General features: G+C 72.9%; 26 protein-coding genes. 6 read left to right on the forward strand and 20 right to left on the reverse strand.

Features of this window, described 5'->3' with window-relative positions:
• The 12 genes from DPA01S_RS05185 to DPA01S_RS05240 all read right to left on the reverse strand — a co-directional run bounded on the left by DPA01S_RS05185 (position 1) and on the right by DPA01S_RS05240 (position 13,014).
• Positions 1–318 (reverse strand): hypothetical protein, encoded by a 318-nt coding sequence (locus tag DPA01S_RS05185; RefSeq protein ID WP_063935231.1) that lies wholly within the window; start codon positions 316–318, stop codon positions 1–3.
• Between the two features lie 44 nt (positions 319–362).
• A complete protein-coding gene (smc, locus tag DPA01S_RS05190; RefSeq protein WP_061914399.1) occupies positions 363–3,929 on the reverse strand; it encodes a chromosome segregation protein SMC in 3,567 nt (1,188 codons plus the stop codon).
• Between the two features lie 16 nt (positions 3,930–3,945).
• Positions 3,946–4,236: an acylphosphatase gene (locus DPA01S_RS05195; protein ID WP_061227769.1), complete on the reverse strand. Its 291-nt coding sequence runs from the start codon at positions 4,234–4,236 to the stop codon at positions 3,946–3,948.
• Complete coding sequence (locus DPA01S_RS05200; RefSeq protein ID WP_174521507.1) at positions 4,233–4,724, reverse strand: OsmC family protein; 492 nt, start codon at positions 4,722–4,724, stop codon at positions 4,233–4,235. The genes DPA01S_RS05195 and DPA01S_RS05200 overlap by 4 nt, the downstream gene beginning before the upstream one ends.
• Before the next feature lie 4 nt (positions 4,725–4,728).
• Positions 4,729–5,640 (reverse strand): bifunctional DNA-formamidopyrimidine glycosylase/DNA-(apurinic or apyrimidinic site) lyase, encoded by a 912-nt coding sequence (gene mutM / locus DPA01S_RS05205; RefSeq protein ID WP_061227770.1) that lies wholly within the window; start codon positions 5,638–5,640, stop codon positions 4,729–4,731.
• Position 5,641: 1 nt separating this feature from the next.
• Complete coding sequence (gene rnc / locus DPA01S_RS05210) at positions 5,642–6,355, reverse strand: ribonuclease III (protein ID WP_061227771.1); 714 nt, start codon at positions 6,353–6,355, stop codon at positions 5,642–5,644.
• On the reverse strand, positions 6,352–6,951 hold the full coding sequence (locus DPA01S_RS05215) for a YceD family protein (RefSeq protein WP_061227772.1): 600 nt from the start codon (positions 6,949–6,951) through the stop codon (positions 6,352–6,354). The genes rnc and DPA01S_RS05215 overlap by 4 nt, the downstream gene beginning before the upstream one ends.
• Positions 6,952–6,974: 23 nt before the next feature.
• A complete protein-coding gene (locus tag DPA01S_RS05220) occupies positions 6,975–7,766 on the reverse strand; it encodes a DivIVA domain-containing protein (protein ID WP_061227773.1) in 792 nt (263 codons plus the stop codon).
• A gap of 131 nt (positions 7,767–7,897) precedes the next feature.
• The gene (gene coaD / locus DPA01S_RS05225) at positions 7,898–8,371 is read right to left on the reverse strand and encodes a pantetheine-phosphate adenylyltransferase (RefSeq protein WP_061227774.1); all 474 of its coding nucleotides are present in this window, start codon (positions 8,369–8,371) and stop codon (positions 7,898–7,900) included.
• A complete protein-coding gene (gene rsmD, locus DPA01S_RS05230; protein ID WP_061227775.1) occupies positions 8,368–8,955 on the reverse strand; it encodes a 16S rRNA (guanine(966)-N(2))-methyltransferase RsmD in 588 nt (195 codons plus the stop codon). Before rsmD ends, coaD begins: the two co-directional genes overlap by 4 nt.
• Before the next feature lie 16 nt (positions 8,956–8,971).
• Positions 8,972–11,242 carry an ATP-dependent DNA helicase RecG gene (gene recG, locus DPA01S_RS05235; RefSeq protein ID WP_061227776.1) on the reverse strand — a complete coding sequence of 757 codons (2,271 nt, stop codon included), beginning with the start codon at positions 11,240–11,242 and terminating at the stop codon, positions 8,972–8,974.
• Complete coding sequence (locus DPA01S_RS05240) at positions 11,239–13,014, reverse strand: DAK2 domain-containing protein (protein ID WP_061227777.1); 1,776 nt, start codon at positions 13,012–13,014, stop codon at positions 11,239–11,241. The genes recG and DPA01S_RS05240 overlap by 4 nt, the downstream gene beginning before the upstream one ends.
• Before the next feature lie 127 nt (positions 13,015–13,141).
• On the opposite strand from DPA01S_RS05240, the gene DPA01S_RS05245 reads away from it, so the two are divergent.
• Positions 13,142–13,936 (forward strand): enoyl-CoA hydratase/isomerase family protein, encoded by a 795-nt coding sequence (locus DPA01S_RS05245; protein ID WP_061227778.1) that lies wholly within the window; start codon positions 13,142–13,144, stop codon positions 13,934–13,936.
• 56 nt (positions 13,937–13,992) lie between these two features.
• Here the strand turns inward: DPA01S_RS05245 and DPA01S_RS05250 are convergent, their stop codons facing one another.
• Genes DPA01S_RS05250 through thiL form a run of 3 tightly spaced genes read right to left on the reverse strand, consistent with a single transcriptional unit; the run spans position 13,993 to position 16,248 of the window.
• Positions 13,993–14,691, reverse strand: a complete 699-nt coding sequence (locus DPA01S_RS05250; protein ID WP_061227779.1) for a uracil-DNA glycosylase — start codon at positions 14,689–14,691, stop codon at positions 13,993–13,995.
• 3 nt (positions 14,692–14,694) lie between these two features.
• The gene (locus DPA01S_RS05255) at positions 14,695–15,216 is read right to left on the reverse strand and encodes a gamma carbonic anhydrase family protein (RefSeq protein WP_007633234.1); all 522 of its coding nucleotides are present in this window, start codon (positions 15,214–15,216) and stop codon (positions 14,695–14,697) included.
• A 9-nt stretch (positions 15,217–15,225) separates the two neighbouring features.
• On the reverse strand, positions 15,226–16,248 hold the full coding sequence (gene thiL / locus DPA01S_RS05260) for a thiamine-phosphate kinase (protein WP_232303024.1): 1,023 nt from the start codon (positions 16,246–16,248) through the stop codon (positions 15,226–15,228).
• Positions 16,249–16,360: 112 nt separating this feature from the next.
• On the opposite strand from thiL, the gene DPA01S_RS05265 reads away from it, so the two are divergent.
• Positions 16,361–16,975 carry a DUF3515 domain-containing protein gene (locus tag DPA01S_RS05265; RefSeq protein ID WP_061227780.1) on the forward strand — a complete coding sequence of 205 codons (615 nt, stop codon included), beginning with the start codon at positions 16,361–16,363 and terminating at the stop codon, positions 16,973–16,975.
• Positions 16,976–17,028: 53 nt separating this feature from the next.
• On the opposite strand, the gene DPA01S_RS05270 is transcribed toward DPA01S_RS05265, so the two are convergent.
• Both DPA01S_RS05270 and DPA01S_RS05275 read right to left on the reverse strand, forming a co-directional pair.
• Positions 17,029–18,135, reverse strand: coding sequence for a D-alanine--D-alanine ligase family protein (locus DPA01S_RS05270; RefSeq protein WP_061227781.1), 1,107 nt, complete (start codon positions 18,133–18,135; stop codon positions 17,029–17,031).
• 10 nt (positions 18,136–18,145) lie between these two features.
• Positions 18,146–19,144 carry an NAD(P)H-dependent glycerol-3-phosphate dehydrogenase gene (locus DPA01S_RS05275; RefSeq protein ID WP_007633229.1) on the reverse strand — a complete coding sequence of 333 codons (999 nt, stop codon included), beginning with the start codon at positions 19,142–19,144 and terminating at the stop codon, positions 18,146–18,148.
• A 107-nt stretch (positions 19,145–19,251) separates the two neighbouring features.
• Here DPA01S_RS05275 and cofC point away from each other — a divergent pair, with 107 nt between their 5' ends.
• Genes cofC through DPA01S_RS05290 form a run of 3 tightly spaced genes read left to right on the forward strand, consistent with a single transcriptional unit; the run spans position 19,252 to position 22,972 of the window.
• Positions 19,252–19,968, forward strand: a complete 717-nt coding sequence (gene cofC / locus DPA01S_RS05280) for a 2-phospho-L-lactate guanylyltransferase (RefSeq protein WP_061227809.1) — start codon at positions 19,252–19,254, stop codon at positions 19,966–19,968.
• A complete protein-coding gene (locus DPA01S_RS05285) occupies positions 19,965–22,061 on the forward strand; it encodes an RNA degradosome polyphosphate kinase (RefSeq protein WP_061227782.1) in 2,097 nt (698 codons plus the stop codon). Before cofC ends, DPA01S_RS05285 begins: the two co-directional genes overlap by 4 nt.
• Entirely contained in the window at positions 22,058–22,972 is a 915-nt protein-coding gene (locus DPA01S_RS05290) for an NUDIX hydrolase (protein ID WP_061914400.1), read from the forward strand. The genes DPA01S_RS05285 and DPA01S_RS05290 overlap by 4 nt, the downstream gene beginning before the upstream one ends.
• 53 nt (positions 22,973–23,025) lie before the next feature.
• On the opposite strand, the gene DPA01S_RS05295 is transcribed toward DPA01S_RS05290, so the two are convergent.
• From DPA01S_RS05295 to leuC, 3 genes are all read right to left on the reverse strand, one after another.
• A complete protein-coding gene (locus DPA01S_RS05295) occupies positions 23,026–23,406 on the reverse strand; it encodes an HU family DNA-binding protein (protein ID WP_061227784.1) in 381 nt (126 codons plus the stop codon).
• A 136-nt stretch (positions 23,407–23,542) separates the two neighbouring features.
• Complete coding sequence (leuD, locus tag DPA01S_RS05300; RefSeq protein ID WP_061227785.1) at positions 23,543–24,139, reverse strand: 3-isopropylmalate dehydratase small subunit; 597 nt, start codon at positions 24,137–24,139, stop codon at positions 23,543–23,545.
• Positions 24,140–24,145: 6 nt separating this feature from the next.
• Positions 24,146–25,612 (reverse strand): 3-isopropylmalate dehydratase large subunit, encoded by a 1,467-nt coding sequence (leuC, locus tag DPA01S_RS05305; RefSeq protein ID WP_061227786.1) that lies wholly within the window; start codon positions 25,610–25,612, stop codon positions 24,146–24,148.
• 69 nt (positions 25,613–25,681) lie between these two features.
• Between leuC and DPA01S_RS05310 the strand changes: the two genes are divergently transcribed.
• Positions 25,682–26,383: an IclR family transcriptional regulator gene (locus tag DPA01S_RS05310; protein ID WP_061227787.1), complete on the forward strand. Its 702-nt coding sequence runs from the start codon at positions 25,682–25,684 to the stop codon at positions 26,381–26,383.
• The last annotated feature ends 16 nt before the right edge of the window (positions 26,384–26,399 follow it).

The raw sequence follows: 26,399 nt of genomic DNA on the forward strand, positions 1-26,399 counted from the left end.
CTAGAAGTCGTCCTCCCCGACCGGTCCGCCCTCAGCCTCCCAGGTGTCGATCATCTCGACCTTGGTCCGACGGAATTTGCGTCGCACGCCCACGCCCCCGCGGTCGTTCTCCGGGATGAACCGCGCGCCGAAGTAGGTCAGCGCGTCGGTGAGCGCCTGAACCTCGGCGTCATCGAGGTCGGCCGCACCGCGCTCGTACCTCTTGAGCTTCTCCTGGTCGAGGCCCGCGCGGAGGGCCACCACCTTGGTGGAGACGGTGCAGAGCACACGCGCGGCGCGGGCGAGGCTGGGATCCATGAACAGTTCACTTCGAGGCATGGCCCCATGGTGTCAGGGTCGGCGGCGGGACGGGTGCCGAGGCGTCACCGCATGCGCTGCGAGATGACCTTGGAGATCCCGTCGCCCTGCATGGACACGCCGTAGAGCACGTCGGCCACGTCCATGGTCGGCTTCTGGTGGGTGATCACGATGAGCTGGCTGGTCTCGCGCAGTTGCTCGAACAGCCCGATGAGCCGCCGCAGGTTGGTGTCGTCGAGCGCGGCCTCGACCTCGTCCATCACGTAGAACGGGCTGGGTCGGGCCTTGAAGATCGCCACCAGCATCGCCACCGCCGTGAGCGACTTCTCGCCGCCCGACAGCAGCGAGAGCCGCTTCACCTTCTTCCCGGGCGGCCGCGCCTCCACCTCGATGCCGGTGGCGAGCATGTCGTCGGGCTCGGTGAGCACCAGCCGGCCCTCGCCGCCCGGGAACAGCACCGAGAACACGTCGCGGAACTCGCGCTCGACGTCGATCCACGCCTCGGTGAAGATCTGCTCGATCCGGTCGTCGACGTCGTCGATCACCCCCTCGAGGTCCGCGCGGGCCTTCTTCACGTCGTCGAGCTGGGTCGACAGGAACGCGTAGCGTTCCTCGAGCGCGGCGAACTCCTCCAACGCGAGCGGGTTGACCTTGCCGAGCGTGGCCAGGTCCTTCTCGGCCCGCCTGAGGCGTCGCTCCTGCTCGGACCGCACGAACGGCATGGGCGGCGGCGGGGTCACGTCCTCCCCGCGCTCGCGGGCCGCCTCGTACTCCGACATCTCCAGCGCGGACGGCGGCAGGTCCACGTCGGGCCCGTACTCGGCGACCAGCGCCTCCGGTTCGATCCCGTGACGCTCGAGCACCGCCGCCTCGAGCTCCGAGACCTTGACCTCGAGCTGGGCACGGACGATCTCGTCGCGGTGGGCGGCGTCTCCGAGCCGTGAGACCTCGGACTCCGCCGCCGTGAGGTCGCCGCGCAGGGCGGTGGCCCGGGCGGTCGCCTCCGCGCGCGCGGCCCCCAGCCGGTCGCGTTCCGCCGAGGCGGCGGCGATGAGCTCGTCGAGGCGTGCCAGCAGTCGCCCGCTGAGCTCGTCCACCACCCCGGCGACCTCGGCTCCCCGCCGGCGCTCGGCCGCCGCCCGGGCCGCGCGGGCACGGGACTCGCGCTCAGCCTGGGCGGCCCGCCGCAGGGACGCCGACTTCCCGCGGACGCCGGCGGCCCGTTCCTCGGCGGAGCGGTGCGCGAGCCTGGCCTCCAGTTCGGCGGCCCGGGCTGCCGCCACCTCCGCCTGCGCCGCGACCCGACCGTCGTCCTCGGGCGCACTGACCTCGTCGTCGTCGTCACCCGCCCGGACCAACCGGTCGGACAGCTCGGCGTGCTCGGCGCGCGCGGCGTCGAGCTTGTCCACGGCGATGCGCCGCGACTGCTCGAGGCGGCGTACGTCCGCCTCGGCGCGGCGACGCCGCTGCCCGATGCGGGCGAGCTCGGCGTAGATCTCCTCGATCGCGGCGTCGGACTCCCCGATCGCGGCGAGGGTCTCCGCGTACCGGTCGGCGCGCTCGGCGTCCTCCGCCTCGGCGCCGGCCAGCTCGGCGCGGGTGGTCTCGATCTCGGCGCGGACCGAGTCACGCTCGGCGACCGCGGCGTCGATCGCGGACTGGATCTCCAGACCCGTGCGCCCGGACGCCGAGCCACCGACGGTCCACCCCGCGCCGGCGAGCTCCCCGTCCCGGGTCACCGCGCGCACGCGCCGGTCCGCGCCGACCTGCGCGTGGGCGGCGGCCAGGTCGTCGACCACGACCACGTCCACCAACAGGGCGGTCACCGCGGCGACCAGGTCCTCGGGCACGTCCACCACGTCCAGGGCCCACCGGGCGCCGTCGACGAGGTCCACCTCGAGGCGGTAGTCCCCGCCGGGCTCGCCGCGGCCCACGAGCCCCGCCCGGCCGGCGTCGGCCTCGCGCAGCGCGGCGAGCACCTCCCCGCGGTCCACGCGGGCGTCCACGACCACCGCGTCGACGGCGGGGCCGAGCGCCACACCGATCGCCCGCTCCCAGCCGTCGCGCACGCCGAGCGACTCCCCCACCGTGCCCGCCACGGCGTCCGCGCCGAGGTGCCGCACGACCCAGTCGGCGCCGTCACCGGCGCCCTTGTTCTGTTCGAGGGTCTCGATGCGTGCGGCCAACCGCGCGATCCGCTGATCGGCCTCCCGCTCGAGGCGCTGCAGCTCGGCCAGTCGCGCCCGGGCGGCCAGGTGGGCGCGCTCCGCGCGGCCGAGGTGCTCGTCGAGGGTGCGCTCGCTCTCGGAGTGGGCGCCGATCCGGGCGTGCACGGCGTCGAACTCGGTCTCGGCGTCGGCCACGGCGGCGCGGGCGGCGGCTACCTCGGCGTCCAGCCGCGCGATCTCCGCCTCGGTCGACTCCACGCGCGCGGCGAGCGTCTCGACCTTGCCGGCGAGGCGCGCGACGCCCTCCCGCCGGTCGGCGATCGCACGGACCGCCCGAAGGTGCTCGGCCTCGAGCGCGGCGAGCGCCGCCTCGGCCGCGCCCAGCGCCTCCGTCGCGCGGCGGGCCCGGTCGGCGGCGGCCTCCACCTGGCCCGCGAGGTCCTGCTCGTGCGCTGCGGCGCGCTCGGCCTGCCGGTCGAGCGCGTCGGGATCCGTGCCGTGATGGACCGCGACCTCGGCCGCGAGCGAACGGGCGCGGTCGGACGCGATACGGGCGGTCGCGCGGGCCCGCTCGGCCAGGGTCGACAGGGCGAACCACCGCTGCTGGGCGGCGTCGGCCTCGGGGGTGAGCCTGTCGAGCTCAGCCTGGGTCTCCGCCGCGGCGCGGGCCAGCTCGTCCCGGCGGTCGACCGCCTCGGCGACCCGGTCGGCCAGGCGGGCGCGCACGCTCTCCGCGTCGGCGAGCTCGCGCCGGCGGGTGACGAGGTCGTCGGCGGCCAGCCGGAACGTCGCGTCGCGCAGGTCGGCCTGGATCGTCTGCGCCCGCCGCGCCACCTCCGCCTGTCGCCCCAGCGGCTTGAGCTGGCGTCGCAGTTCGGTGGTGAGGTCGGTGAGCCGGTCGAGGTTGCCCTGCATCCCGGCGAGTTTGCGCTGCGCCTTCTCCTTGCGGCGGCGGTGCTTGAGGATACCGGCGGCCTCCTCGATGAACGCGCGTCGCTCCTCGGGTTTGGACTCGAGGATCTCGGCGAGCTTGCCCTGACCGACGATCACGTGCATCTCGCGCCCGATGCCGGAGTCCGACAGCAGTTCCTGCACGTCCATGAGGCGGGCGCGGTCGCCGTTGATCTCGTACTCGGCGGCCCCGTCGCGGAACATCCGGCGGGTCAGGGAGACCTCGGCGTAGTCGATCGGCAGGGCCCCGTCGGAGTTGTCCAGGGTGAGCGTGACCTCGGCGCGGCCGAGCGGTTGCTTCCCGGCGGTGCCGGCGAAGATGACGTCCTGCATCTTCCCGCCGCGCAGGGTCTTGGCGCTGTGCTCACCCATGACCCACGTCAGCGCGTCCACGACGTTGGACTTGCCCGAGCCGTTGGGGCCGACGACGCAGCAGATGCCGGGCTCGAACTTCAGGGTCGTCGGCGCCGCGAAGGACTTGAAGCCCTTGAGCGTCAACGACTTGAGATACACGGGAGTCGATCCTAGGTCAGCGTTCGACGAATCCCGTCAGTCCGCCTCGCGCCGGTTCGTAGGTGTCGACGACGAGGTCTACGCGTCCGGGGGTGTCGCCACCGCGGAGGAGTTCGAGCAGGCTGGAGCACGCGGCCTCGTCGCCCTCGGCCACCACGTGGACGCGGCCGTCCGGCTTGTTGGCCGCGTACCCGCTCAGGCCCAGTTCGAGGGCGCGGCTGCGCGTCCACCAGCGGAAGCCCACCCCCTGGACGTGGCCGTGCACCCACGCGACCAGGCGGACCGGGTCCCGTCCCGGGGCGCTCACTCGGGATCGCGCCCGGTCTCGAAGTGCAGCGCGACCTCGGTACCCGCGGTGATCGTCCGGCCGACGGTGCACGTGGCGTCGACCGAACGGCGGATCATGTCGAGCACGCGGTCGACCATCGCCGGGTCCAGGCCCGACAGGTCGAGCTCGTAGGTCTCCTCGAGGCGCGGGTAGCGCTCGTTCTCGCGGTCGGCGTCGCCGGAGACGCGGACCGTCGCGGCGTAGTCGTCACCGAGCCGGCGGGAGACGGTGAAGTCCGACGCCATGGCCGTGCACGCACCGAGAGCGATCTTCAGCAGCTCGCCCGGGGTGAACACGCCCTCGACATCGGCCGACCCGATCTCGACCCGTGCCCCGCGCGAGGAGGTGCCCACGTAGCGCCGGGTGCCGATCCGGTCGACCCGGAGCTCCGGGCCGGTGCCCGGGGCGGGGGCGTCCCCGGCGGCGGGTGCGGGATCCTGAGGTGCGGGCTGAGGCGTCTGGGTCATGCGGTCATCGTACGACCGGGCGCCGACGCGCCCCGCTCCGGCGGCGGGGCGCGGGCTGGCACACGGGGCAGAAGTGCGAGCCCCGGCTCATGAAGTCCTCGCGCACGACGGCGGTCCCGCAGCGGCTGCACGGCAGGCCCGCGCGGCCGTAGACGTCGAGCGACCGGTCGAAGTACCCGGAGGCGCCGTTGACGTTGACGTACAGCGCGTCGAACGACGTGCCGCCGGCCTCGAGGGCGTCGGCCATCACCGCGCGCGCGTGCTCGAGGACGCCGGTGACGGCGCGCAGGGTGACCGCGCCGGATCGTCGCCGCCCGTGCAGGCCGGAGCGCCACAGCGCTTCGTCGGCGTAGATGTTGCCGATGCCGGACACGACAGTCTGGTCCAGCAGGAGTCGCTTGATCTCGGTGTCGCGGCGTCGGATGACCCGGGCGGCGGCGACGGGATCGAACGCGGACTCGAACGGGTCCGCGGCGATGTGCGCGGCCGGCGCGGGCAGCAGCACCCCGCTGCCGTCGCGGGCCCCGGCCAGCGGCACGACCGTCCACCCGCCGAACGTGCGCTGGTCGACGAACCGGAGCTCGTTGCCGTCGTCGAGGACGGCCCGGGCGTGCAGGTGGCGCACCGGCGGTGCGCCCGCACCCGTGACGAGCATCTGACCGCTCATGCCCAGGTGGACCAGGAGGCAGTCCGCACCGGCCGCGTCGTCGCCGTCGAGGGTGAGCCACAGGTACTTGCCGCGCCGCCGCGCCCCGCTGACGGTACGCCCGGTCAGCCGCGCGACGATCTCGGCCGCGCCCCCGGGCTGGCGGCGGGCCGTGCGCGCCCCGGTGACCTCGACGGAGACGAGCGTGCGGCCCACGACGTGATCGGCCAGTCCCCGGCGGACGACCTCGACCTCGGGAAGTTCGGGCACGTCAGCCGGCGGTCCGGTCCGCCGTGGTCCCGTCCAGGGCCGCCCAGGCCTGCTCGGCGGCCTTCTGCTCGGCCTCCTTCTTGGTGCGGCCGGTGCCCTCGCCGAGCGAGTCGTCGCCGACGAACACCACGGCGGCGAAGGTCTTGTCGTGATCCGGTCCCGTCGAGGTGATCTCGTACCGCGCCTTGGGCCGGCCGAGCGACGCGCACTTCTCCTGCAGACTGGTCTTCCAGTCCAACGCCGCGCCCAGATGGGGCACGACCGTCAGGCGGTCGCCGATGATCTTCTCGATCAGGCCGCGGGCCGTCTCGAGGCCGTGGGTGAGGTAGACCGACCCGAACACCGCCTCGAGGGTGTCGGCGAGGATCGAGTGCTTGTCCCGACCGCCGGTGAGCTCCTCCCCGCGGCCGAGCCGCAGGTGCCGGCCCAGTCCGCCGTCGCCGAGCTCGCGGGCGATGTCGGCCAGGACGTAGGTGTTGACCAGGCTCGCGCGGATCTTGGCCAGGTCGCCCTCGGGGCGATCCGGGTACGCGTTGTAGAGGTACTCCGTCACGACGAGCTCCAGCACGGCGTCGCCGAGGAACTCGAGGCGCTCGTTGTGTGGCAGCCCCCCGTGCTCGTAGGCGTAGGAGCGGTGGGTCAGCGCCTGGGTCGCCAGGCCGGCGGGCAGGGCCACGCCCAGGACGGCGTCCAGCGCGGAGGGCTGGTCGGTCACGCGCGGTCCCCGTCGGTGTCGGCCGGATCGGTCATGCCGAACTTCTCCGCCAGTCCGGCCCAACGCGGGTCGATGCGGCCGGTCTCCTCGCCGGAGACCCCGTCCGGGGCGGGCGTCTCGGGGTTCACGCACTCGTCGTGTCCGTAGTCGGTGCACGTGGGCGACATGGGGAACTCGAGCCCGAACGCGTCGACGAGGCCCGGTTCGAGATCGATCAGCTCGCCGTCGAGCAGGCGCACCTCGTCCTCCTCGGCGCCGTCGGCCGCGGCGGTCCCGGGGGTCGCGTACATCTCGGTCAACTCGACGGCGACGTCGGTGGTGAACTCACCGAGGCAGCGCGCGCACTCGACGTCGGCCCGGCCGCTGACCGCCCCGGTGACCAGCACACCCTCGTCGACGAACGTCATCATGAGGTCCAGCTCGACCTGCGACCCGCTCGGGATCCGGATGAGCTCGACGCCGATGTCGGAGGGCAGCACGGCGGCGCGCCGCACCGGCTCCATCGCGCCGGGTGTGCGGGACAGCACGCGGGTGTCGAGGACGAGCGAATCGGCGGCCGGGCGGCCGTGGCGGGGGGTGCGGGAGGTGGTGGACACGCCCAGCAGACTACCCGCCTGACTCAGTAGTCCCCGTACCCGTCGCCGAAGCGCTCGTCGTCACGGGTGCCCCTGCGGGCGGCCGGATCGCGCCGCGCGGTGGGCGCGACACCGTGCAGTTCCTCGCGGCCGCGGGCGACGGTGCGCAGCGTCGACCCGAGGAACTCCTCGAAGCGGGCCATCTTCTCGTCGATGTAGGCGTCGCACTCCTCGCGCCGACGCTCGCTCTCGGCGTGGGCGGCGTCGCGCACGCGGGCGGCCTCCTCGTCGGCGATCCGCACGACCTCGGACTCGAACAGCATGCGCTGCTGCTCCTGGCGGGCCTCGGTGATCGTGCGGTCGTAGAGGATGTTGGCCTGCTCGACCAGCCGGTCGGCCTCGGCGCGGGCGCGGGTGGTGGTGGACTCGGCGTCCCGGCGTGACCGGTCCAGCAGTTCGGCGGCCTCGGCACGGGCGTCGCCGACGAGCCCGTCGGCGTGCGCGGTGGCCTCGGCGACCATGCGGTCGGCGCGGGACTTGGCGTCGGCGAGCATCGCGTCGGCGGCCTCGCGGGCGTCGCGCAGGGTCCGGTCCGCCTCGGCGTCCGCGGCGGCGATGGTCTCGCGGGCGGTGGCGTCGGCCTCCGCGAGCACCCGGTCGCGCTGGTCCAGCACGTCCTGGGCGTCGTCGAGTTCACCGGGGAAGGAGTCGCGGATGTCGTCGAGCAACAGCAGGGACTCGTGCCGGGGCACCACACAGTTCGCGGTCATGGGCAGACTGCGGGCGTCCTCGATCATCGCGTTCAGCTCGTCGAGGGCCTGGAACACTCGGTACACGCTCGTCCCTTCACCGGATCGTCTCATTCGTCCCATCAGTGTGCCCGCAACACACGGCGGCGGGCCGGTGCGGCGGCGGTGTGTCCGGTGGTCGGGCGATTTCGGCCGAGGCGTTCCCGCAGCGCGACGGTTCAGCCCAGGCGCTGCCGCAGCGCGACGGCGACCGGCTCCGGCAGCAGATGCGAGACGTCGCCGCCGAGCCGGGTGACCTCGCGGCACAGCGACGACGACACGAACGCCAGGTCGGCCCTCGTCGGCAGGAAGACGGTGTCGACGCCCGCGATGGACCGGTTCATGTGCGCCATCGGCAGCTCGTAGTCGTAGTCGGTGGAGTCGCGCAGGCCCTTGATGACGGCCGTCGCCCCCTGGTCCCGGCAGTAGTCCACGAGCAGTCCGTAGAAGCTGTCCACCCGCACGCCGGGCATGTCCGCGCACACCTCGTCGATGAGCGCCTTGCGCTCGTCGATCGTGAAGGTGCCCTGCTTGTTGGGGTTGGCGACCACGCACACGATCACGTCGTCGAACAGCTCCGCGGCGCGGCGGATGATGTCGAGGTGCCCGAGGGTCACCGGGTCGAAGGAGCCTGGGCACACGACGGTCATCATGGGGCGACCGTATCAACCGGCCTGGCCATCTCGATCGTGGTCTCCCCGTACGTGCGCTCGAAGATCACGTCGTAGCCGGCGGGCCAGCGCACGGCGGGGTCCCGCTTCGAGCGCTCCCACACCACCAGGGCGTCCTCCGCGAGCCAGCCCCCCTCGAGCAGAGCGCCCAGGACCGGCTCGTCGAGCACGGCCGAGCGCTCGTACGGCGGGTCGGCCAGGACCAGGTGGAACCCGCCGGGCACGGGGCAGTCGCCCTCGACGGCTGCCGGGAGGGCCGCCCGTCTGACGGTGGTGCGCAGGGAGGGGGACGACGACGAGGCCCCTGCGGTGTTCTTCTTCAGGCAGGCCACCGCCCGGGGGTTCTCCTCGACGAACCACGCGGTGTCGGCTCCCCGGGACAGGGCTTCGAGCCCGAGCGCCCCGGAGCCGGCGAACAGGTCGAGGACGGCGGCGCCGTCGAGGTCCACCCGGCTCTCGATGGCGCTGAACAGCGCCTCGCGGACCCGGTCGGTCGTGGGCCGTGTCCCGGCCGGCGGCACGATGATCGACAGCCCGCGCAGGCGGCCGGAGATGATGCGGGTCATTGGGGTTCCCGTCGAGTCAGTATCTGAACAGGTAGTCGGATTCCTCGGAGCCGGCCAGTCGGCGGACCCGCTCGGCGAGCGCGGGGTGCCGGTGCAGCCCCGGGTCCGCCTCGAGGATCTCCTCGGCGTGGCGGCGGGCGATCTCGATGACGTCGCCGTCGTCGACCACCGACAGCAGCCGTAGCGCTGACAGCGCCCCGGACTGCGCGTCCCCCAGGACGTCCCCCTCGCGCCGTTGGACGAGGTCCAGTTGGGCCAGGACGAACCCGTCGGTCGTGGCGGCGACCGCGTCGAGCCGCTCCATGGACCGACTCCCCGCGCGGGAGTTGGTCACGAGCAGACACAGACCCGGCAGCCCGCCGCGGCCGACCCGACCGCGCAGCTGGTGGAGCTGGCTCACACCGAAACGCTCGGCGTCCATCACCACCATGACCGTGGCCTCGGGGACGTCCACACCGACCTCGATGACGGTCGTGGACACGAGCACGTCGAGGCGGCCCGCGGCGAAATCGGCCATGGTGGCGTCCTTCTCCTCCGACGGGAGCCGGCCGTGCAGGAGGCCGATTCTCAGCCCGGCCAGCGGGCCGGTGGACAGGTACTCGTGCAGATCCACGGCGGCGACCAACGGCGGTCTGTCGCCGCCCTCGTCGTCGTCCCCCTTCGTCGCGTCGTCGGACCTGCCGTCGTCGGCGTCGATGCGGGAACACACCACGTACGCCCGGTGGCCGGCGGCCACCTCCTCGCGCACCCGCTCCCACGCCCGCGCCAACCACGCCGGCCGCTCGCGTGCGGGCACGACGGACGTCGAGATCGGACGCCGACCCCCGGGGAGCTCGTCGAGCTCGGAGACCTCCAGGTCGCCGAACACCGTCATGGCGATCGTCCGCGGGATGGGGGTCGCGGTCATCACCAGCAGGTGCGGCACCATGCCGGCGCGGCCCTTGGACCGCAGGCGGTCACGCTGGCGCACCCCGAAGCGATGCTGCTCGTCCACCACCACCAGGCCCAGGTCGAAGAAGTCCACCGAGTCCTGGATCAGGGCGTGGGTGCCCACGACGATCCCCGCCTCACCGGTGACGATGTCGAGCAGGGCCGCCCGCCGCTGGGCGGTCGACATCGACCCTGTGAGCAGCACGACGCGGGTGGCCTCGTCGGCGGCGCCCAGCCGACCGCGCTCGCCGAGGTCACCGAGCATCGCCGTGAGTGACCGGTGGTGCTGGACCGCCAGGACCTCGGTGGGGGCGAGCATGACGCACTGCCGTCCGGCGTCGAGCACCTGCAGCATCGCGAGCAGCGCGACCACGGTCTTGCCCGAGCCGACCTCACCCTGCAGGAGCCGGTTCATGGGCTCGTCCCGCGCCAGGTCGGCGGAGATCTCCTCCAGCACGGCCTTCTGTCCGTCGGTGAGCTCGAACGGCATGCGGGCGCCCATCGCCGCACGGATACCGTCGTCGCGCACCGGGCTCGCCGGCGCCGGGTCCCGCGCGACGAACCGGCGCCGCGCGCCGAGCAGCAGCTGCAGGGCGAGCGCCTCGTCGAAGCGCAGCCGGTGGCCCGCGTGGTCCTTCTCCCGCGCGTTCTCGGGCAGATGGGCCTTGCGCAGCGCCTCGTCCAGCCCCATCAACCCCGCCGCCGAGCGCACGGTGTCGTCCAGGGGGTCGACCACCGGCACCAGGGCCCGCAACGCGGTCACGACCGCGCCGAGCAGATCCCAGGAGGTGACGCCCTCCTTCGCGGCGTAGACGGGCAGCAGCGGGCGGTCGAACAGGCTCGGCCCACCCTCGGCGTCGATCTCCGCCGCGAGCCGGGCCAGCGCCGCGAGGTCACCCGATCCCTTGAGCTGCCCGCCCTGCCCGGAGACCGGCCGCAGCACCAGGAACTCGGGGTGCTTGAGGTCCGGCGCGCGACGGAAATGCGACACGGTGCCGTCGAACATGGCGAGGGTGCCCACCGGGAGCAGGTACTTGATGCTACGACCGGCGAAGAAGACCACCCGGAACTCCGTGTCGCCGTCCTCCACGGTGAGCGTGAGCATCTCCCGGGGCTGGCCCTTCTTGGTGTGGTACGTCCTCGTCCGGGCCGTGGTGACCGTGCCGATGACCGTCACGCGCTCGCCGTCGACGAGCTGCCGCTTGTCGTAGCGTTGCCCGTGCTGGCGGTAGCGCCGCGGCAGGGTGTGCAGCAGGTCCCCGACGGTCCGGTGGCCGAACGCCGTGGTGATCCGCTCCGCCAGCCCGGGGTCGAGCACCTCGACCAGGGGCGTGTCCGTGGTGGCGAGCGTCGTCATTCGACCCCGACGTGCGCCAGCGCCCGCCCCGGGCCCGCGGCGTAGCCGACGACCTCGATGTCGGGGTGCGCGCTGCGCAGCCTGGACAGCACCGACTCGGTCGCCGCCTCGTCGTACTCGTCTCCGAACAACACCGTGACGAGCTCCCCGCCGGCGGACAGCATCCGGGCGACCAGCGCGCACACGGCCTCGACCGCGTCGGTTTCGATGAGCGCCACGTCGTGGCCGACAACGCCGAGCAGGTCGCCCGCCGCGCACCGGCCGACCAGGGTGAGGGCGTCCTGCTCGGCGCGGACGAGGTGCGCGTGCCGGGTGCCCGCCGCGGCGTCGGCCATCGAGAACCCGTCCAGGGACAGGGTCGTGGTGGGGTCGTGCACGGCGAGCGCGGCCAGCCCCTGGACCACCGATCCCGTCGGCAGGATCAACGCGTGGCCGACGGCGTCCCGCAGGGCGGCGTCGAGCGCGCTGATCCGGTCGCGCGAGAGCTCCCCGTTGGGCAGCACGAGGAGCTCGTCGGCCTCCACGGCCAGCACGGCGTCGACCACACCCTCCCCGTCCTCGCCGGGGTCGACGGTCGCGGCGCCCGCGCCCGCGAACAGCTCGGCGAGCGGGCCGTCCGGGACGACGGCCACCACACGACGCACCCCCGGCTCGCCGCCGGCACCGCCGCGCCGGGCGGCGCCGCCGGTACCCGCGCCCGCGGCGTCGTCGGCGGATGCGTCCCGGCCGCCGTCCCCGGTCGGGTCGAGCATGTCCGTGACCCTGATCTCGGTGACTCGGCCCAGCGGCAGCGCCGTCTCGATCGCCGAGCCGATGTCGTCGGTGTGGACGTGGACCGCCCACCTGGCGTTGACGTCCGAGCCGCCGTCGCCGACCACCACCACGCTGTCGCCGAGCATCCGGAGTGCCGACCGCAGCTCGTCGGCGCGCGCGTCGTCGGAGTGGGTCAGCGAGTACATCACCTCGTAGCGCGTGCCGCGCCCGACGCCCTCGGCGTCGCAGGTTTCACCGGCTCCCGCGCCGCCGGGCCGGCCGTCTCCACCGGATGCCGCGACCGCGGCCGCCGCGGCGGCGGGCTCGGACGGCGTGAAGTACTCCGGCCGCTCGGGCGTCTGTCCCGTGAGCACCTCGACCATCGCGTCGAGCAGGACGAGCAGGCCCCGGCCGCCGGCGTCGACCACCCCGGCACGGCGCAGCGCCGGCAGCTGCGCGGTGGTGCGGTCCAGGGCCCCCGCACCGGCGTCCGCCGCCGCGCGGGCCACCTCGACCAGCGAGTGGGCCGAGGAGCGACCCGCCGCCGAGGCGGCCTCGCGCAGGACCGTCACGATGGTTCCCTCCACGGGGTCGCTCAACGCGTGGTCGACGAGCGTGACCGCCGTGCGCAGGGCCCGGCGGTAGGTCGAGGCGTCGACGACGGTGAAGGTCGCCGCCTCACCGACCGCACGGAGCACCTGGGACAGGATCACCCCGGAGTTGCCGCGCGCCCCGTGGACCGCGCCGTGGCCGAGCGCGACCGCGATCTCGCGGGCGCCCGCCGTGCCGCCGCCCTCGGCGATCCACGCGTCCTCACCCTCCGCACGGTCCACGGCTGCGCGCATCGTGTAGAGCAGGTTTGTCCCGGTGTCCGAATCGGGCACCGGGAAGACGTTGAGGGCGTTGATCTCCTCGCGATGGAGGGCGAGCATCTCGACCGACCGCCGCGCCCACGTGAGCAGTCCGTGCGCGTCGAGGGTCGACGGACGGTCCTCGACATGTGTCGACTCCTGCGTCATCACCCCTCCTCACCACACGACCACCCCTGTGGTGCAACTCCCGGCCGGCGCGGCCAAGCCTAGTACCCTCACCACTCGACAGCCGTCCGACTAGCCGAGACGGCCGATACGACCCGGGAGCAGCACGATGACCTTCGACCTCGCCGACACCCCGCTCGTCACCCTCTCCGAGGGCGTACTCACGCTCCCGATCTCGCTGGAGGGCAAGGGCAACTCGCTGGACTCCGACGCGGTCGACCAGGCGTCGGTCGCGCTGCGCGCCCTGCTCGCGGGTGATATCGAGGCCGGCGCGGTCCTCCTGGTGGGCCTGGGGGCGAACTTTTGCGCGGGCGGCAACGTCCCGGGCTTCGCCGCGGCCCCCGACCGCGCGGAGCACGTGCGTGAGCTCGCCGACCGTCTCCACGCGGTCGTCCGTCAGCTCGACGAGCTCCCCGTGCCGATCGTCGCCGCCGTCGCGGGGTGGGCGGCCGGCGCCGGAGCCTCGCTGGTCCTGGCCGCGGACTTCTCGGTCGGTGGCCCCGACACCCGACTGCTGGCGGCCTACCCGGGAATCGGCCTGTCCCCTGACGGCGGGATGTCATGGCGCCTGCCCCGCGCGATCGGCCAGGGGGCGGCGCGGGCGTTCATCGTCGGCAACGAGCCGATGGACGGGGCGCGGGCGTACCAGCTGGGCCTGCTCACAACGTTCGTCGAGGGCGACGTCCGCGAGGCCGCGCGCGAGCTGGCCGTGCGCCTGGCCGCCGGGCCCCGCGAGTCCCACGCGGCCGCCAAGGCCCTGCTCCGTGCCTCGGAGTCCGCGACGCTCGCCGAGCAGCTCGACGCCGAGCGGGATTCCATCGCCCGCCTGGCGGTCTCCCCCGACGGGGTGGAGGGCGTGGATGCCTTCGTCGCCAAGCGCACACCGGAGTTCGGCGGGCGCTGACGCGGCAGGGCGGGCCGGCCGGCCGGCCCGCCGGAAACGGTCTGCCTCTACGCCTGTCAGGGCTCGTCGGGGAGACTCCAGTCGACCGGCTCCACGCCGAGTCGACGGAGCTCCTCGTTCGCGCGGCTGAACGGCCTGGAGCCGAAGAAGCCCCGCGACGCCGACAGGGGTGAGGGGTGCGCAGAGGCGATGACCGGGGTGTCGCCGAGCATCGGCGTCAGTGACTGCGCGTCACGCCCCCACAGGATCGCCACCATGGGTCGCTCGCGCTCGACGAGCGCCTCGATCGCCCGCTGGGTGATCTCCTCCCAGCCCTTGCGGCGGTGGGAGGCGGGTTCGCCGGGGGCCACGGTGAGCACCCGGTTGAGGAGCAGCACCCCCGCCCGGGTCCACGCGCCGAGGTCACCGTGTGCGGGGGCCGGCAGCCCGAGATCGTCGGTGTACTCGCGGTAGATGTTGACCAGACTGCGTGGCAGCGGGCGCACGTCCGCCTCGACCGCGAAGCTCAGTCCGATCGGATGGCCGGGCGTGGGGTAGGGATCCTGGCCCACGATGAGCACGCGGACGTCGTCGAACGGCTGGGTGAACGCCCTCAGGACGTGGTCGGCGGCCGGCAGGAAGCCCCGGCCGGCGGCGTTCTCGGCGCGGAGGAAGTCGCCCATCCGGTGGATCCGCTCCTCGACCGGGGCCAGGGCCTCCGCCCAGCCGGGGTCGAGGAGGTCGGCGAGCGGCGCGGGGGCGCGTCGTGTGCTCACCGGTCAGTCGAGGCGTCGCAGGTCGGCGCGGTAGCGCATGGCGTTGTCGTGGTACATCTGCGTGTTGCCCTCGAGCATCGCGGGGTCGACCTCGTGGCCCTCCCGGATCTTCGCGGGCATGCCCATCGCCATGCGGCGGTCGGGCAGCTCGAACCGCGGGGGCACCAGGCATCCCGCGGCGACGACGGCGCCCGAGCCGATGACGGCGCCGTTGAGAACGATCGACCCGGACGAGATCAGCGTGCGGTCGCCGATGGTCGCGCCCTCGATGTGGGCGTTGTGCCCGACCACGCAGTGCTCACCGATGATCGTCGCGTCGGTCGCCGTGCAGTGCACGATGGTGCCGTCCTGGATGTTGGACATGGCGCCGACCTCGATGCGCCCGTAGTCCCCGCGGAGCACGGCGGTGGGCCACACGGAGACGCCGGGCCCGAGGGTCACCCGCCCGATGACCACCGCGTCGGGGTGCACCCACGCGTCGGGGGCGATATCGGGTTCGAGGTCTCCGAGTGCGTAGACGGCCATGCGTCCACCCTAGTTCGCGCCCCGCGCCGAGTCCCAGCCCCCGGGGACCCGCGGCTCGCCGTCGAGGGTGACGCGCCCCGGCTCACCGGCCCGGACGGTGCCGATCACCGTGAACCCGGCCGGCGGGGCGACCCCGGGCGGGAAGGTGCCGAGCAGGCCGTGGTCCTCGCCGCCGTCGAGCACCCAGTCGGTGACCTGCGCGTCGGGGTCGGCCGCACCGAGCGCCCCGGCGGCCTCGTACAGGAGGGGGTCGACGGGGAGCGCGTCCATGGTGAGATCGGCAGCTACGCCCGACGCGCGCGCCAGGCCCGACAGGTCACGCAGCAGGCCGTCGCTGACGTCGGTGAGGGACCGGGCGCCGGCGAGGCGCGCCGCGGTCCCGAGCCCGACCGGGGGCACCGGGACGCGGTGCGACTGCTGTAGAGGTCCGTGTGGGTGTCCGGCGAGGAGGAGGGCGAGGCCGGCCGCCGAGCGCCCGGGGGTCCCGGTGAGTGCGACGGTGTCCCCGGGCCGCGCGCCGTCGATCCGCAGTGGTCGCGCGCCGCGCGGGAGGGTGCCGAGCGCGGTGACGCCGACGACGACGAGGTCGGCCCTGGTGAGATCGCCGCCCACCACGACGGCACCGGATCGGGCGGCTTCCCCGTGGATCCCCGCGGCGAGGTCCTCGATCTGCCGCATGGTCGTCCCGGCGGGTACGGCGAGGGCGACGAGCACCCGGGTGCAGTCGGCGCCCATCGCCAGGACGTCGGAGACGTTCTGGGCCACCGCCCGGCGCCCCAGGTCGGCCCAGCCGGTGAAGTCCAGTCGGAAGTGGGTGCCCTCGACGAGCATGTCGGTGGTGACCACCGTCGCCTCCGCCGGCCCCAGCACCGCCGCGTCGTCCCCGTTGCCCACGGGATCGTCCGGGTGGCCGTCGCCCGGCCCGCTGAGAACGGCGAGAACCGCCGCCTCCCCCGCCCGTGCGACGGTCAGATCCCGGTCGGGGCTGACCGCATGCATCCAGGTCCCGGCCCGGTCCGACACGGCGGCCACCCCTTTCCCCGTGGAGTCCCACGCCGGGAGCTCCGGCGTGGGTCTGTAGCGTTGCCGTCAGGCTAGCGGCCGCGCCCCGGGCCGGTCGCCGTGGGAGGAAGGACGACGCGACGTGGCTTCGAGGGATTCGGATCCGGCCGACCGGTACGACGCCGGACCGAGGGATGCGGGCACCGCGTCCGCGGCGCCGGTCTCGAAGATCGTGGTGGCGCTCGCCGTCGTCATCCCCCTCGCGATGCTGGCGGTGGTGCTGGTGATGGTGCGCGGCATCGGCGACGAGGCGGCCGAGGAGGCCGCGAGCGAGCCGGTGGCCGCCGTCGCCATCCCGGCCCCGGGCGCGGGGTCCGAGGAGTGCGTCGCCCTGATCGAACAGCTGCCGGAGTCGCTCGGCGACGCCGCCCGGGTGGCGCTGGTCGAGCCGGCGCCCGAGGGGACGGCCGCGTACCGGATGCCGGACGCCGAGCCGGTCATCGTGCGGTGTGGGATGCCGGCCCCGCCGACGTTCACGGTCGGCGTGGCGCTGCAGGCGGTCAACGGCGTGCAGTGGTTCAACGAGCCCGATCCGGATCCGGCCGTCACGGCCTCCACCTGGGTGGCCGTCGACCGCCCGCAGTACGTGGCGGTGACCCTGCCCGAGGGCAGCGGCACCGGCCCGATCCAGGACCTGTCCGACGCCATCACCGCCGTGCTCGAGGAGGTCGAGCCGGACCCGGCCCCGGTGGGCTGACACGCCCGACGGCGCCACGACGCCCCTCGGCAGGGCCCCACCGCGCCCTGAGGTCAGCCGCGGGTGATCGCGGTGCGGATCAGGGTGTCGAGCAGGCTCTCGTAGTCGACCCCGGTCGCCGCCCACATCTGCGGGTACATCGAGATCGGGGTGAATCCCGGCATCGTGTTGACCTCGTTGATCACCGGCCCCTCGGCGGTGACGAAGAAGTCCACGCGGCTGAGGCCGCGGGCGTCGAGGGCGTGGAACGCCTCGACCGCCAGGGTCCGTAGCTGCTCGGTCTGCTCCGCCGGGAGGTCGGCGGGCAGATCGAAGGTCGTCACGTCGTCGAGGTACTTGGTGTCGAAGTCGTAGAAGGCGTCGCCCTCCGTCTCGCCCTCCACCCCGGTCGGTTCGCCGGGGATGTGCAGCTCGGCCGGCAGGCTCGCCTCGACCCGGCCGTCCGGGTACTCCAACACGCCGCACTCGATCTCGCGGCCGACGATCGCAGCCTCGACGATCACCTTCTCGTCGAAGCGGCGGGCCTCGGCGATCGCGGCGTCGAGGTCGGCCGCCCGAGAGACCTTGGTGATGCCGATGGACGAACCGCCGCGGGCCGGCTTGACGAAGAGCGGCAGCCCCAGACGGTCGCGGTCGGCGGGCGAGAGCGTCGCGGTGCCGGGCCGCAGGACGACCTGACGGCCGATCGGGAGCCCGGCCGCGCCCAGCACGACCTTGGTGAACTCCTTGTCCATCCCCGCGGCGCTGGCGAACACACCCGGCCCGACGTACGGGATGCCGGACAGCTCCAGCAGCCCCTGGATGGTCCCGTCCTCGGCGTGCGTGCCGTGCATGACCGGGAAGACCACGTCCACCCGGGCGATCTCCTGCCCGGCCCGGTCGCCGTCGGCGAACCGCAGCACGCCGCGGTCGTCGGTGGACAGTCCGAGGGCCACCCGCGGACGGCCGGCGTCGACCACGGGCATGATCCGGTCGGCGATGCGCAGGTCCGCCGTGTCGTCGGAGCCGAGGGTCCACGCCCCGGCTTCGGTGATGCCGACGGGGATCACCTCGTAGCGGGAGCGGTCGAGGTGACCCATGACGGCACCGGCGGACACGCAACTCACGGAGTGCTCGGAGCTGCGGCCACCGTAGAGGACTGCGACGGTGATGCGATTCACCGGGCCGAGGCTACTCGGGCTTGGTGCTGCGTCTCATGAGGCGCACCGCCACCTCCACGGCGTCGCCGCCCTCGTGGCAGATCTCGTGGACGGCCTCGGTGAGCGGCATCTCGACCCCGGCCCGCCGGGCCAGCTCGCGGATCGAGGTGCACGACTTGACCCCTTCGGCGACCTGGCCGTTGGTCGCCCGCTGCGCCTGCTCGAGGGTCTCGCCGCGGCCCAGCCGTTCCCCGAAGGTCCGGTTGCGCGACAGCGGCGAGGTGCAGGTGGCCACGAGGTCGCCCAGCCCGGCCAGCCCGGCGAACGTCATCTGGTTGGCCCCCAGCGCCACCCCGAGCCGGGTGGTCTCGGCCAGCCCCCGCGTGACGAGGGTGGCCATGGTGTTGTCCCCCAGGCCCATCCCGGTGGCGATCCCGCACACCAACGCGATGACGTTTTTGGTGGCGCCGCCGATCTCGCATCCCACGACGTCGGTGTTGGTGTACGGCCGGAAGTACGGGGTGGAGAACGCGTCCTGGAGGCGCGCGGCCCGCTCCTCGTCCGAACACGCGATCACCGTGGCGGCGGGCTGTCCCTCGGCGATCTCGCGGGCGAGATTCGGGCCGGACAGCGCGGCGATGCGGGACTCCGGCAGACCGACGACCTCCGCCACGACCTCGCTGATGCGCATGAGGGTGCCGGTCTCGATGCCCTTGGCCAACGAGATGACGCCGGCGTCGGGCTCGAAGGACCGGACCCAGGTCTCGAGGTTGCCGCGCAGGCTCTGCGAGGGCACGGCGAGCACGACCTCCTCGGCGCCCTCGAGGACCTCCGCGGGATCGGTGGACGCCGACACGCTCGCGGGCAGCACGATGTCGGGCAGGTAGGTCGGGTTGCAGTGCGCGCCGTTGATGTCCGCCGCCACCTCCTCGCGGCGCGCCCACATCACGACCTCGGACCCGGCATCGGCGAGCACCTTGCCGACCGCGGTCCCCCAGGACCCCGCTCCCATCACCGCGATCCGCGCCATCTTCGCCTCCCGGCCCTCGTCGTCCCTGCCCGCCGACCGCGGTGGATCCCGGCAAACGCTACCCGGCGCGGGACGCCGCCGAGGCGCGACTGGCAGGATGGCGGTCGATGAGCACAGCTGAGGGCAGCGCGACCGGCACTGACGGCTGGACGATCGTCGTCCCCGTCAAGGCGCTGGACCGCGCGAAGAGTCGCCTGGACCCGGCTCTGCCGTCGGCCGGGCGGAAAGCCCTGGTGCTGGCGATGGCCACCGACGTGCTGCGCTCTTGCCTCGCCGCCCCCGGTGTCGGTCGGGTCCGCGTCGTCTCGGCCGCCGATCCGCTCGTCCGGGACCTGGCGGCCCGGGTCGGCGCGGAGTTCGTCCCCGAGCCCTCTCTGCCCCGTTCCCACGTCGATCCCCTCAACGCCGCCCTGACGGCCGCGCTCGCCGGCGTCCCCGGACCGGTCGGGGTCGTCGCCGCCGATCTGCCCGAGCTCCGCCCGCATCACCTCGCGCGCATCCTCGCCTCCGCCGAGCGGCATCCCCATTCGACGGTCGCGGACCATCGCGGGGCGGGGACGACGATGGCGTTCTGGACGGGCGCGCCCGACTCCCGGGTGTGCCGGTTCGGCCCCGACTCCGCGGCCCGGTTCCGCGCGGGCGGGGCCGTGACCGTCGGCGTGGCGGCCGATCTCGCCGCGGCGAGCCGGGACGTCGACATCCCTGCCGATCTCGCCACCCTCTCGGCCCGTGACGTCGGCGCCGCCACGGCCGGGGCGCTGCGCGACCCCTCGACACGGCATGCGACACACGCGGACGGGGTATCGGCCACAATGGTGCCGTGACCGTAGAACAGCACGCCCTCCAGGAACTGCCCCGGCCCCGTGACCGTTATCTCAACCGTGAACTGAGCTGGCTGGACTTCAACGCGCGCGTGCTCGCGCTGGCCGGCGAGAAGGGCCTCCCACTGCTGGAGCGGGCCAAGTTCCTCGCGATCTTCGCCTCGAACCTGGACGAGTTCTACATGGTGCGCGTCGCCGGCCTCAAGAGACGTGACAAGACCGGGCTGTCGGTCCGCTCCGCGGACGGCCAGACGCCCGCCGAGCAGCTCGGGCGGATCAGTCTGCGCACGCGCGAGCTGTGCGACGAGCAGACCCGGTTGTTCCGCGACGAGATCCGTCCGGAGCTGGAGGCGAACGGCATCCGGATCCTCCCGTGGTCCGACCTCACCGCGGACGAGAAGTTCTCGCTGGCGGAGCTGTTCCGCAACTCGATCTTCCCGGTGCTCACCCCACTGGCGGTGGACCCGGCGCACCCGTTCCCGTACATCTCGGGCCTGAGCCTCAACCTCGCGGTCATCATCCGCGACCTCGACTCGGGCCAGGAGCACTTCGCCCGGGTCAAGATCCCCCACAACGTCCCGCGCTTCGTCCGGGTGGACCGCGGCGGACCGGACGAGTACTCGTTCGTCCCCGCCGAGGACATCATCGCCGCCCACCTGGGCGAGTTGTTCCAGGGCATGGAGGTCGTCGAACACCATGTCTTCCGGGTGACCCGCAACGCGGACATGGAGGTCGAGGAGGACCGCGACGAGGACCTGCTGCAGGCCCTCGAGCGCGAACTGGCGCGCCGCCGGTTCGGGTCGGCGGTGCGGTTGGAGATCGCGGAGGACACGACCCCGCGGATGCTGCGGATCCTGCAGCGGGAACTCGACGTCGACTCCGCCGACGTCATCCGGTTCTCCGGTCTGCTCGACCTCACCGGCCTGTGGCAGATCCACGGACTGGACCTGCCCGACCTCAAGGACCCGCCCATGGTCCCGGCCACTCCCCCGGCCTTCGGCGAGCGGGAAACCGCCCGCAACATCTTCGCCTCGCTCCAGGAGTGCGACGTCCTCGTCGAGCACCCCTACGACTCGTTCGCCACGACCGTGCAGCGATTCATCGAGCAGGCCGCCGCGGACGAGGACGTCCTGGCGATCAAGCAGACCCTGTACCGGACCTCCGGTGACTCCCCCATCGTCAACGCGCTCGTCGACGCCGCGGCGGCCGGCAAGCAGGTGGTCGCGCTGGTGGAGATCAAGGCCCGGTTCGACGAGCAGAACAACATCCGGTGGGCCCGCGAGCTGGAGCAGGCCGGCGTCCACGTCGTCTACGGCCTGCTCGGCCTGAAGACTCACTGCAAGACCTGCCTGGTGGTGCGCAAGGAGGGCGACCGGCTCCAGCGGTACGCGCACATCGGCACGGGCAACTACAATCCCAAGACGGCCCGGCTGTACGAGGACGTGGGGCTGTTCACGGCCGACGAGGAGGTCGTGTCGGACCTGACGGACCTGTTCAACCACCTCACCGGGTTCTCCAACGTGAGCAAATACCGCCGTCTGCTGGTGGCGCCGGAGGGGATCCGCTCCGGCATCATCGAGCGGATCGACCGCGAGATCGCCCTGGTCGAGGACGGTCACGAGGCGGGCATCCGACTCAAGGCCAACGCGCTGGTGGACGAGCAGGTGATCGACGCCCTGTACCGGGCCTCCCAGGCCGGCGTGCCGGTGGAAATCGTGGTGCGCGGCATCTGTTCACTCCGCGCCGGGGTCCCGGGCCTGAGCGAGAACATCCACGTCCGGTCGATCCTCGGCCGCTTCCTCGAGCACTCGCGGATCCTGCACTTCCGTGGTGCGGACGAGGTGTTCATCGGCAGCGCTGACATGATGCACCGCAACCTCGACCGCCGGGTCGAGGTGATGGTCACCGTCACCGACCCCCGCCTCAAGGAGCAGATCCACCGCATCTTCGACTCGGCGCTCGACCCGGCGACCCGCAGCTTCCACCTCCAGCCGGACGCGACCTGGCGACGCATGCCGGCGCCGGAGGACTGGGGCGACTCGGTCGATCACCAGGAGCGAATGGCCTCCCAGCACGCGGGGTTCCGTAACCGATGAGCCCGAAGCCTGGGAAATCCAGGGTCCGCGTGGTCCCGGCCGCCGGAGCGGTCCTGTACCGGATGGACGGCGATTCGCCGCTGTGTGCGGTCGTCCACCGACCGCGCTACGACGACTGGTCGCTCCCCAAGGGCAAGGTCGACGCCGGAGAAGCACTGCCGGTCACCGCTGTGCGCGAGATCGAGGAGGAGACGGGCTTCGCCGCCGAGCTGCGCTCCCGGATCGGGACGACCGCCTACCCCCTCAAGGAGAACACCCGTAAAGAGGTCACCTACTGGTCGGCGCTGGCCACCGGCGGTGACTTCCACCCCAACTCCGAGGTCGACGAGATCCGCTGGGTGCCCGTGGACGAGGCCAAGTGCCTCGTCTCCTACCCGCTCGACCGGAAGATCCTCACCCGCTTCGACGACGCGCCGCGCGCCCGGTCGGTCCTGCTGCTCGTCCGGCACGCCAAGGCGGGGCGCCGGAGCGAGTGGAGCGGTAACGACGACCTGAGGCCGCTGGAGAAGAACGGCCGGGTGCAGGCCGAGATGTTGGCGCCGATGCTGCGGGCGTTCGGTGTCACCCGTCTCCACAGCGCGCCTCGCGTCCGGTGCGAGCAGACGCTCGCGCCGCTGGCCGACGAGCTCGGGGCGTCGATCTCGACCGAGCCGGCGCTGAGCGACGAGGCGTACCTCGACGATCCCGTCGCGGCCGTGTCACGGCTGACCCGGATCGCCGGCGCCGAGGGGATCGCCGCGGTGTCCTCGCAGGGCACAGCCATCCCCGGGATGGTCCGCGATCTGGCCGGGCCGGCCGGCCTCGACGTGGGCGACGCGTCCACGAAGAAGGCCGGCGTGTGGGTGCTGGGGTTCGACGGCGGGACAGTGGTCCACGCCGACTACTACCCGAGCCCCCTGCCGCTGTTCTGAGGCGCGTGCGGCCCCGTCACCGGGCCGCCCGGGCCCGACCGCGGCCGGGCGGCTCAGCTGACCTTGTCGCGGAGGCCGACCCCGTTGGCGTGCAGGCCGCCGAACGACTGATGCGAGCTCGACCGCTTGGCGGCGAGCCGGCCCTCGGGCAGCGTCTCGGTGCCCTGGATGACGGACTTGAAGTACTGACCCGGCCGGAACACCGGCGAGTAGGTCGGCGGGACCGGGATCGACTCCCCGGTGTGGGGGTTGCGCGCGACGCGGGCCGCACGTGCCTTCTTCTCGAAGATGCCGAAGCCCATGATGGTGATGGACTCCCCGGACGCCACCGTCCGCACGATGATGTCGAGGGTGTTCTCCAGCGCCTCGGTGGCGAGCTGGTGGTCTCCGCCCATCCGGTCCGCCAGCTCGGCGATCAGGTCGGCTTTGTTCACGTGGGGATCCCCCTTCGGCTGAGTATGCGTGCGCGGCTTTCGCAACCGCACGGAATGAATATAAGCATAATCACACGGCCGGGCCAGGCGGGGGTCAATTCGGAGGTGACTCCGAAACATTTTTGACGCGCGTCGGTCAGCGGGGCGTGGTGACCGGTTTGAACGCCGGCCGCCGGCTCTCGAACGCCTCGATATCGTCAGCGCGCCGCAGCGTGAGGCCGATGTCGTCGAGCCCCTCCATGAGCCGCCAGCGCGTGTAGTCGTCGATGTCGAACGGTACGGTGACATCGCCCGCGGTGATCGTGCGGGTGACCAGATCCACGGTGAGCTCGATACCCGGTCGCTCGTCCATCACCTTCCACAGGAGCTCGACGTTCTCCTGCTCGACCCGGGCGGCCACGAGGCCGGACTTACCCGAGTTGCCGCGGAAGATGTCGGCGAAGCGGGACGAGACGACCACGCGGAAGCCGAAGTCCATGAGGGCCCACACGGCGTGCTCCCGCGACGAGCCCGTCCCGAAGTCCGGCCCGGCGACCAGGACGGAGGCGCGGTCGTACGGCGGGCGGTTGAGGACGAAGTCCGGCTCGTTCGCCCGCCAGGAGGAGAACAGGCCGTCCTCGAACCCGGTGCGTGTGACGCGCTTGAGATACTCGGCGGGGATGATCTGGTCGGTGTCCACGTTGGAGCGGCGCAGCGGGGCGCCGATGCCGGTGTGGGTGGTGATCGGCTCCATGAGGTGTCAGGCCCCCTTCGCGGGCTCGAGATCGGCGGGTGAGGCGAGGTGCCCGAGCACCGCGGTGGCCGCGGCGACCGACGGGCTGACGAGGTGAGTGCGCGCACCCTTGCCCTGGCGTCCCTCGAAGTTGCGGTTGGAGGTGGACGCGCACCGTTGGCCGGGCAGCAGCGAGTCGGGGTTCATGCCCAGGCACATGGAGCAGCCCGGCTGGCGCCACTCGGCGCCGAACTCGGTGAACACCCGGTCCAGGCCTTCCCGCTCGGCCTGCTGGCTCACCCGCATGGAGCCCGGCACGACGAGCATCCGCACGCCGTCGGCGATCCTCTGCCCGTCGATGACCTCGGCGACGGTGCGCAGGTCTTCGATGCGGCCGTTGGTGCACGACCCGACGAACACGACGTCGACGGGCACCTCGCGCATGGGGGTGCCGGCCCGCAGGTCCATGTACTCCAGGGCGCTCTCGGCGGCGATCCGCGCGCTCTCGTCCGTGAACGACTCCGGGTCCGGGACGGACGCGCCCAGCGGAACGCCCTGACCGGGGTTGGTGCCCCAGGTGACGAACGGGGTGAGCGCCGAGCCGTCGATCACGACCTCGGCGTCGAAGACCGCGTCGTCGTCGGTGCGCAGGCTCTCCCAGTACCGCACGGCCTCGTCCCACTCGTCGCCCGTGGGCGCGTGCGGACGGCCGCGCAGGTAGTCGTAGGTGGTCTGGTCGGGCGCGATCATGCCCGCCCGCGCGCCGGCCTCGATGCTCATGTTGCAGACGGTCATCCGGGCCTCCATCGAGAGCTTCTCGATGGCCTCGCCGCGGTACTCGATGATGTAACCCTGCCCCCCGCCGGTGCCGATCTGGGCGATGACGGCGAGGATGAGGTCCTTGCCCGTGACGCCCGGCTGCAGCTCGCCGGTGACGGTCACGGCCATCGTCTTGAACGGCCGCAGGCTGAGCGTCTGGGTGGCCATGACGTGCTCGACCTCGGAGGTACCGATACCCATGGCGATGGACCCGAACGCCCCGTGGGTGGAGGTGTGCGAGTCGCCGCACACCACCGTCATGCCCGGCTGGGTCAGGCCCAGCTGGGGGCCCACGACGTGGACGATCCCCTGGTCGAGATCGCCCATCGGGTACAGCCGGACACCGAACTCCTCGCAGTTGCGGCGCAGGGTCTCGATCTGGACGCGCGAGGTCTGGTCGGCGATGAGGTTGACGGCGCCGCCGACGATGTCGGTCGGCACGTTGTGGTCCTCGGTGGCCAGCGTGAGGTCCGGGCGGCGGAGCTGACGGCCGGCCAGGCGGAGTCCGTCGAACGCCTGAGGACTGGTGACCTCGTGGATGAGGTGGAGGTCGATGAAGATGAGGTCGGGCCCCCGGGACTCGCCCTCACCCTCTCCGCTGACCACCACGTGGTCGTCCCAGACCTTCTCGGCCAGGGTCCGCGGGCGCGTTCCACCGGTCACGGTCTCAGTCATCACGCCTCCAGTCACATCCCGGATGAGCCTCTGATGGATTCTCACCATGTAGGACGATATAGTCGAACTGTGAGACAGTATAGCGGGATCGGGGTCCTCGACAAAGCGATGACGGTGCTGCACGCGGTGGCCGAGCAGCCCTGCGTCCTGGCCGACCTCTGCGAGCGGACGGGACTGCCGCGCGCCACCGCGCACCGCCTCGCGGTGGGCCTGGAGATCCATCAACTGCTGTCCCGTGACGACGCCGGGGTGTGGAGCCTCGGGCCCGGACTGGCCAAACTCGCGGCGCACGTCTCCGACTCCCTTGCCGACGCCGCCTCCTCGGTGCTGCCGCGGCTGCGCGAGATCACCGAGGAGAGCGTCCAAGTCTACCGCCGGGACGGCGACCGCCGCATCTGCGTGGCCTCGGCCGAGCCGCCGACCGGCCTGCGGGACACGGTGCCCGTCGGTGCGGTCCTGCCCATGAGCCGCGGTTCGGGGGCCAAGGTCCTCGCCGCGTGGGCCGACCCGGCCACGCAGCGCGCGCTCCTGACCGACGCCACGTACACCGAACGCCAGCTGGCGGAGGTCCGCCGGCGTGGCTGGGCGCAGTCCGTCGCCGAGCGGGAGGCGGGCGTGGCCTCGATCTCCGCGCCCATCCGGGACTCGACGGGCACCGTGGTCGCGGCGATCTCGGTCTCCGGTCCGGTGGACCGCATCGGCCGCCGACCGGGCGTGAAGTGGGCCGCCGACCTGCTCACCGCGGCGGACGCGATCCACAAGCGGCTGTAGGGCGGCCTACCGGCAC

The sequence above is a fragment of the Dietzia papillomatosis NBRC 105045 genome, assembly GCF_001570845.1.
Lineage (GTDB): Bacteria > Actinomycetota > Actinomycetes > Mycobacteriales > Mycobacteriaceae > Dietzia > Dietzia cinnamea.

Coding starts and splice junctions, on each gene's coding strand:
- DPA01S_RS05185 (WP_063935231.1), bottom strand. CDS start 318: ATGCCTCGAAGTGAACTGTTCATGGATCCCAGCCTCGCCCGCGCCGCG.
- DPA01S_RS05200 (WP_174521507.1), bottom strand. CDS start 4,724: ATGACCCAGACGCCTCAGCCCGCACCTCAGGATCCCGCACCCGCCGCC.
- coaD (WP_061227774.1), bottom strand. CDS start 8,371: ATGATGACCGTCGTGTGCCCAGGCTCCTTCGACCCGGTGACCCTCGGG.
- rsmD (WP_061227775.1), bottom strand. CDS start 8,955: ATGACCCGCATCATCTCCGGCCGCCTGCGCGGGCTGTCGATCATCGTG.
- recG (WP_061227776.1), bottom strand. CDS start 11,242: ATGACGACGCTCGCCACCACGGACACGCCCCTGGTCGAGGTGCTCGAC.
- DPA01S_RS05240 (WP_061227777.1), bottom strand. CDS start 13,014: ATGACGCAGGAGTCGACACATGTCGAGGACCGTCCGTCGACCCTCGAC.
- DPA01S_RS05245 (WP_061227778.1), top strand. CDS start 13,142: ATGACCTTCGACCTCGCCGACACCCCGCTCGTCACCCTCTCCGAGGGC.
- DPA01S_RS05255 (WP_007633234.1), bottom strand. CDS start 15,216: ATGGCCGTCTACGCACTCGGAGACCTCGAACCCGATATCGCCCCCGAC.
- DPA01S_RS05275 (WP_007633229.1), bottom strand. CDS start 19,144: ATGGCGCGGATCGCGGTGATGGGAGCGGGGTCCTGGGGGACCGCGGTC.
- cofC (WP_061227809.1), top strand. CDS start 19,252: ATGAGCACAGCTGAGGGCAGCGCGACCGGCACTGACGGCTGGACGATC.
- DPA01S_RS05290 (WP_061914400.1), top strand. CDS start 22,058: ATGAGCCCGAAGCCTGGGAAATCCAGGGTCCGCGTGGTCCCGGCCGCC.
- leuD (WP_061227785.1), bottom strand. CDS start 24,139: ATGGAGCCGATCACCACCCACACCGGCATCGGCGCCCCGCTGCGCCGC.
- leuC (WP_061227786.1), bottom strand. CDS start 25,612: ATGACTGAGACCGTGACCGGTGGAACGCGCCCGCGGACCCTGGCCGAG.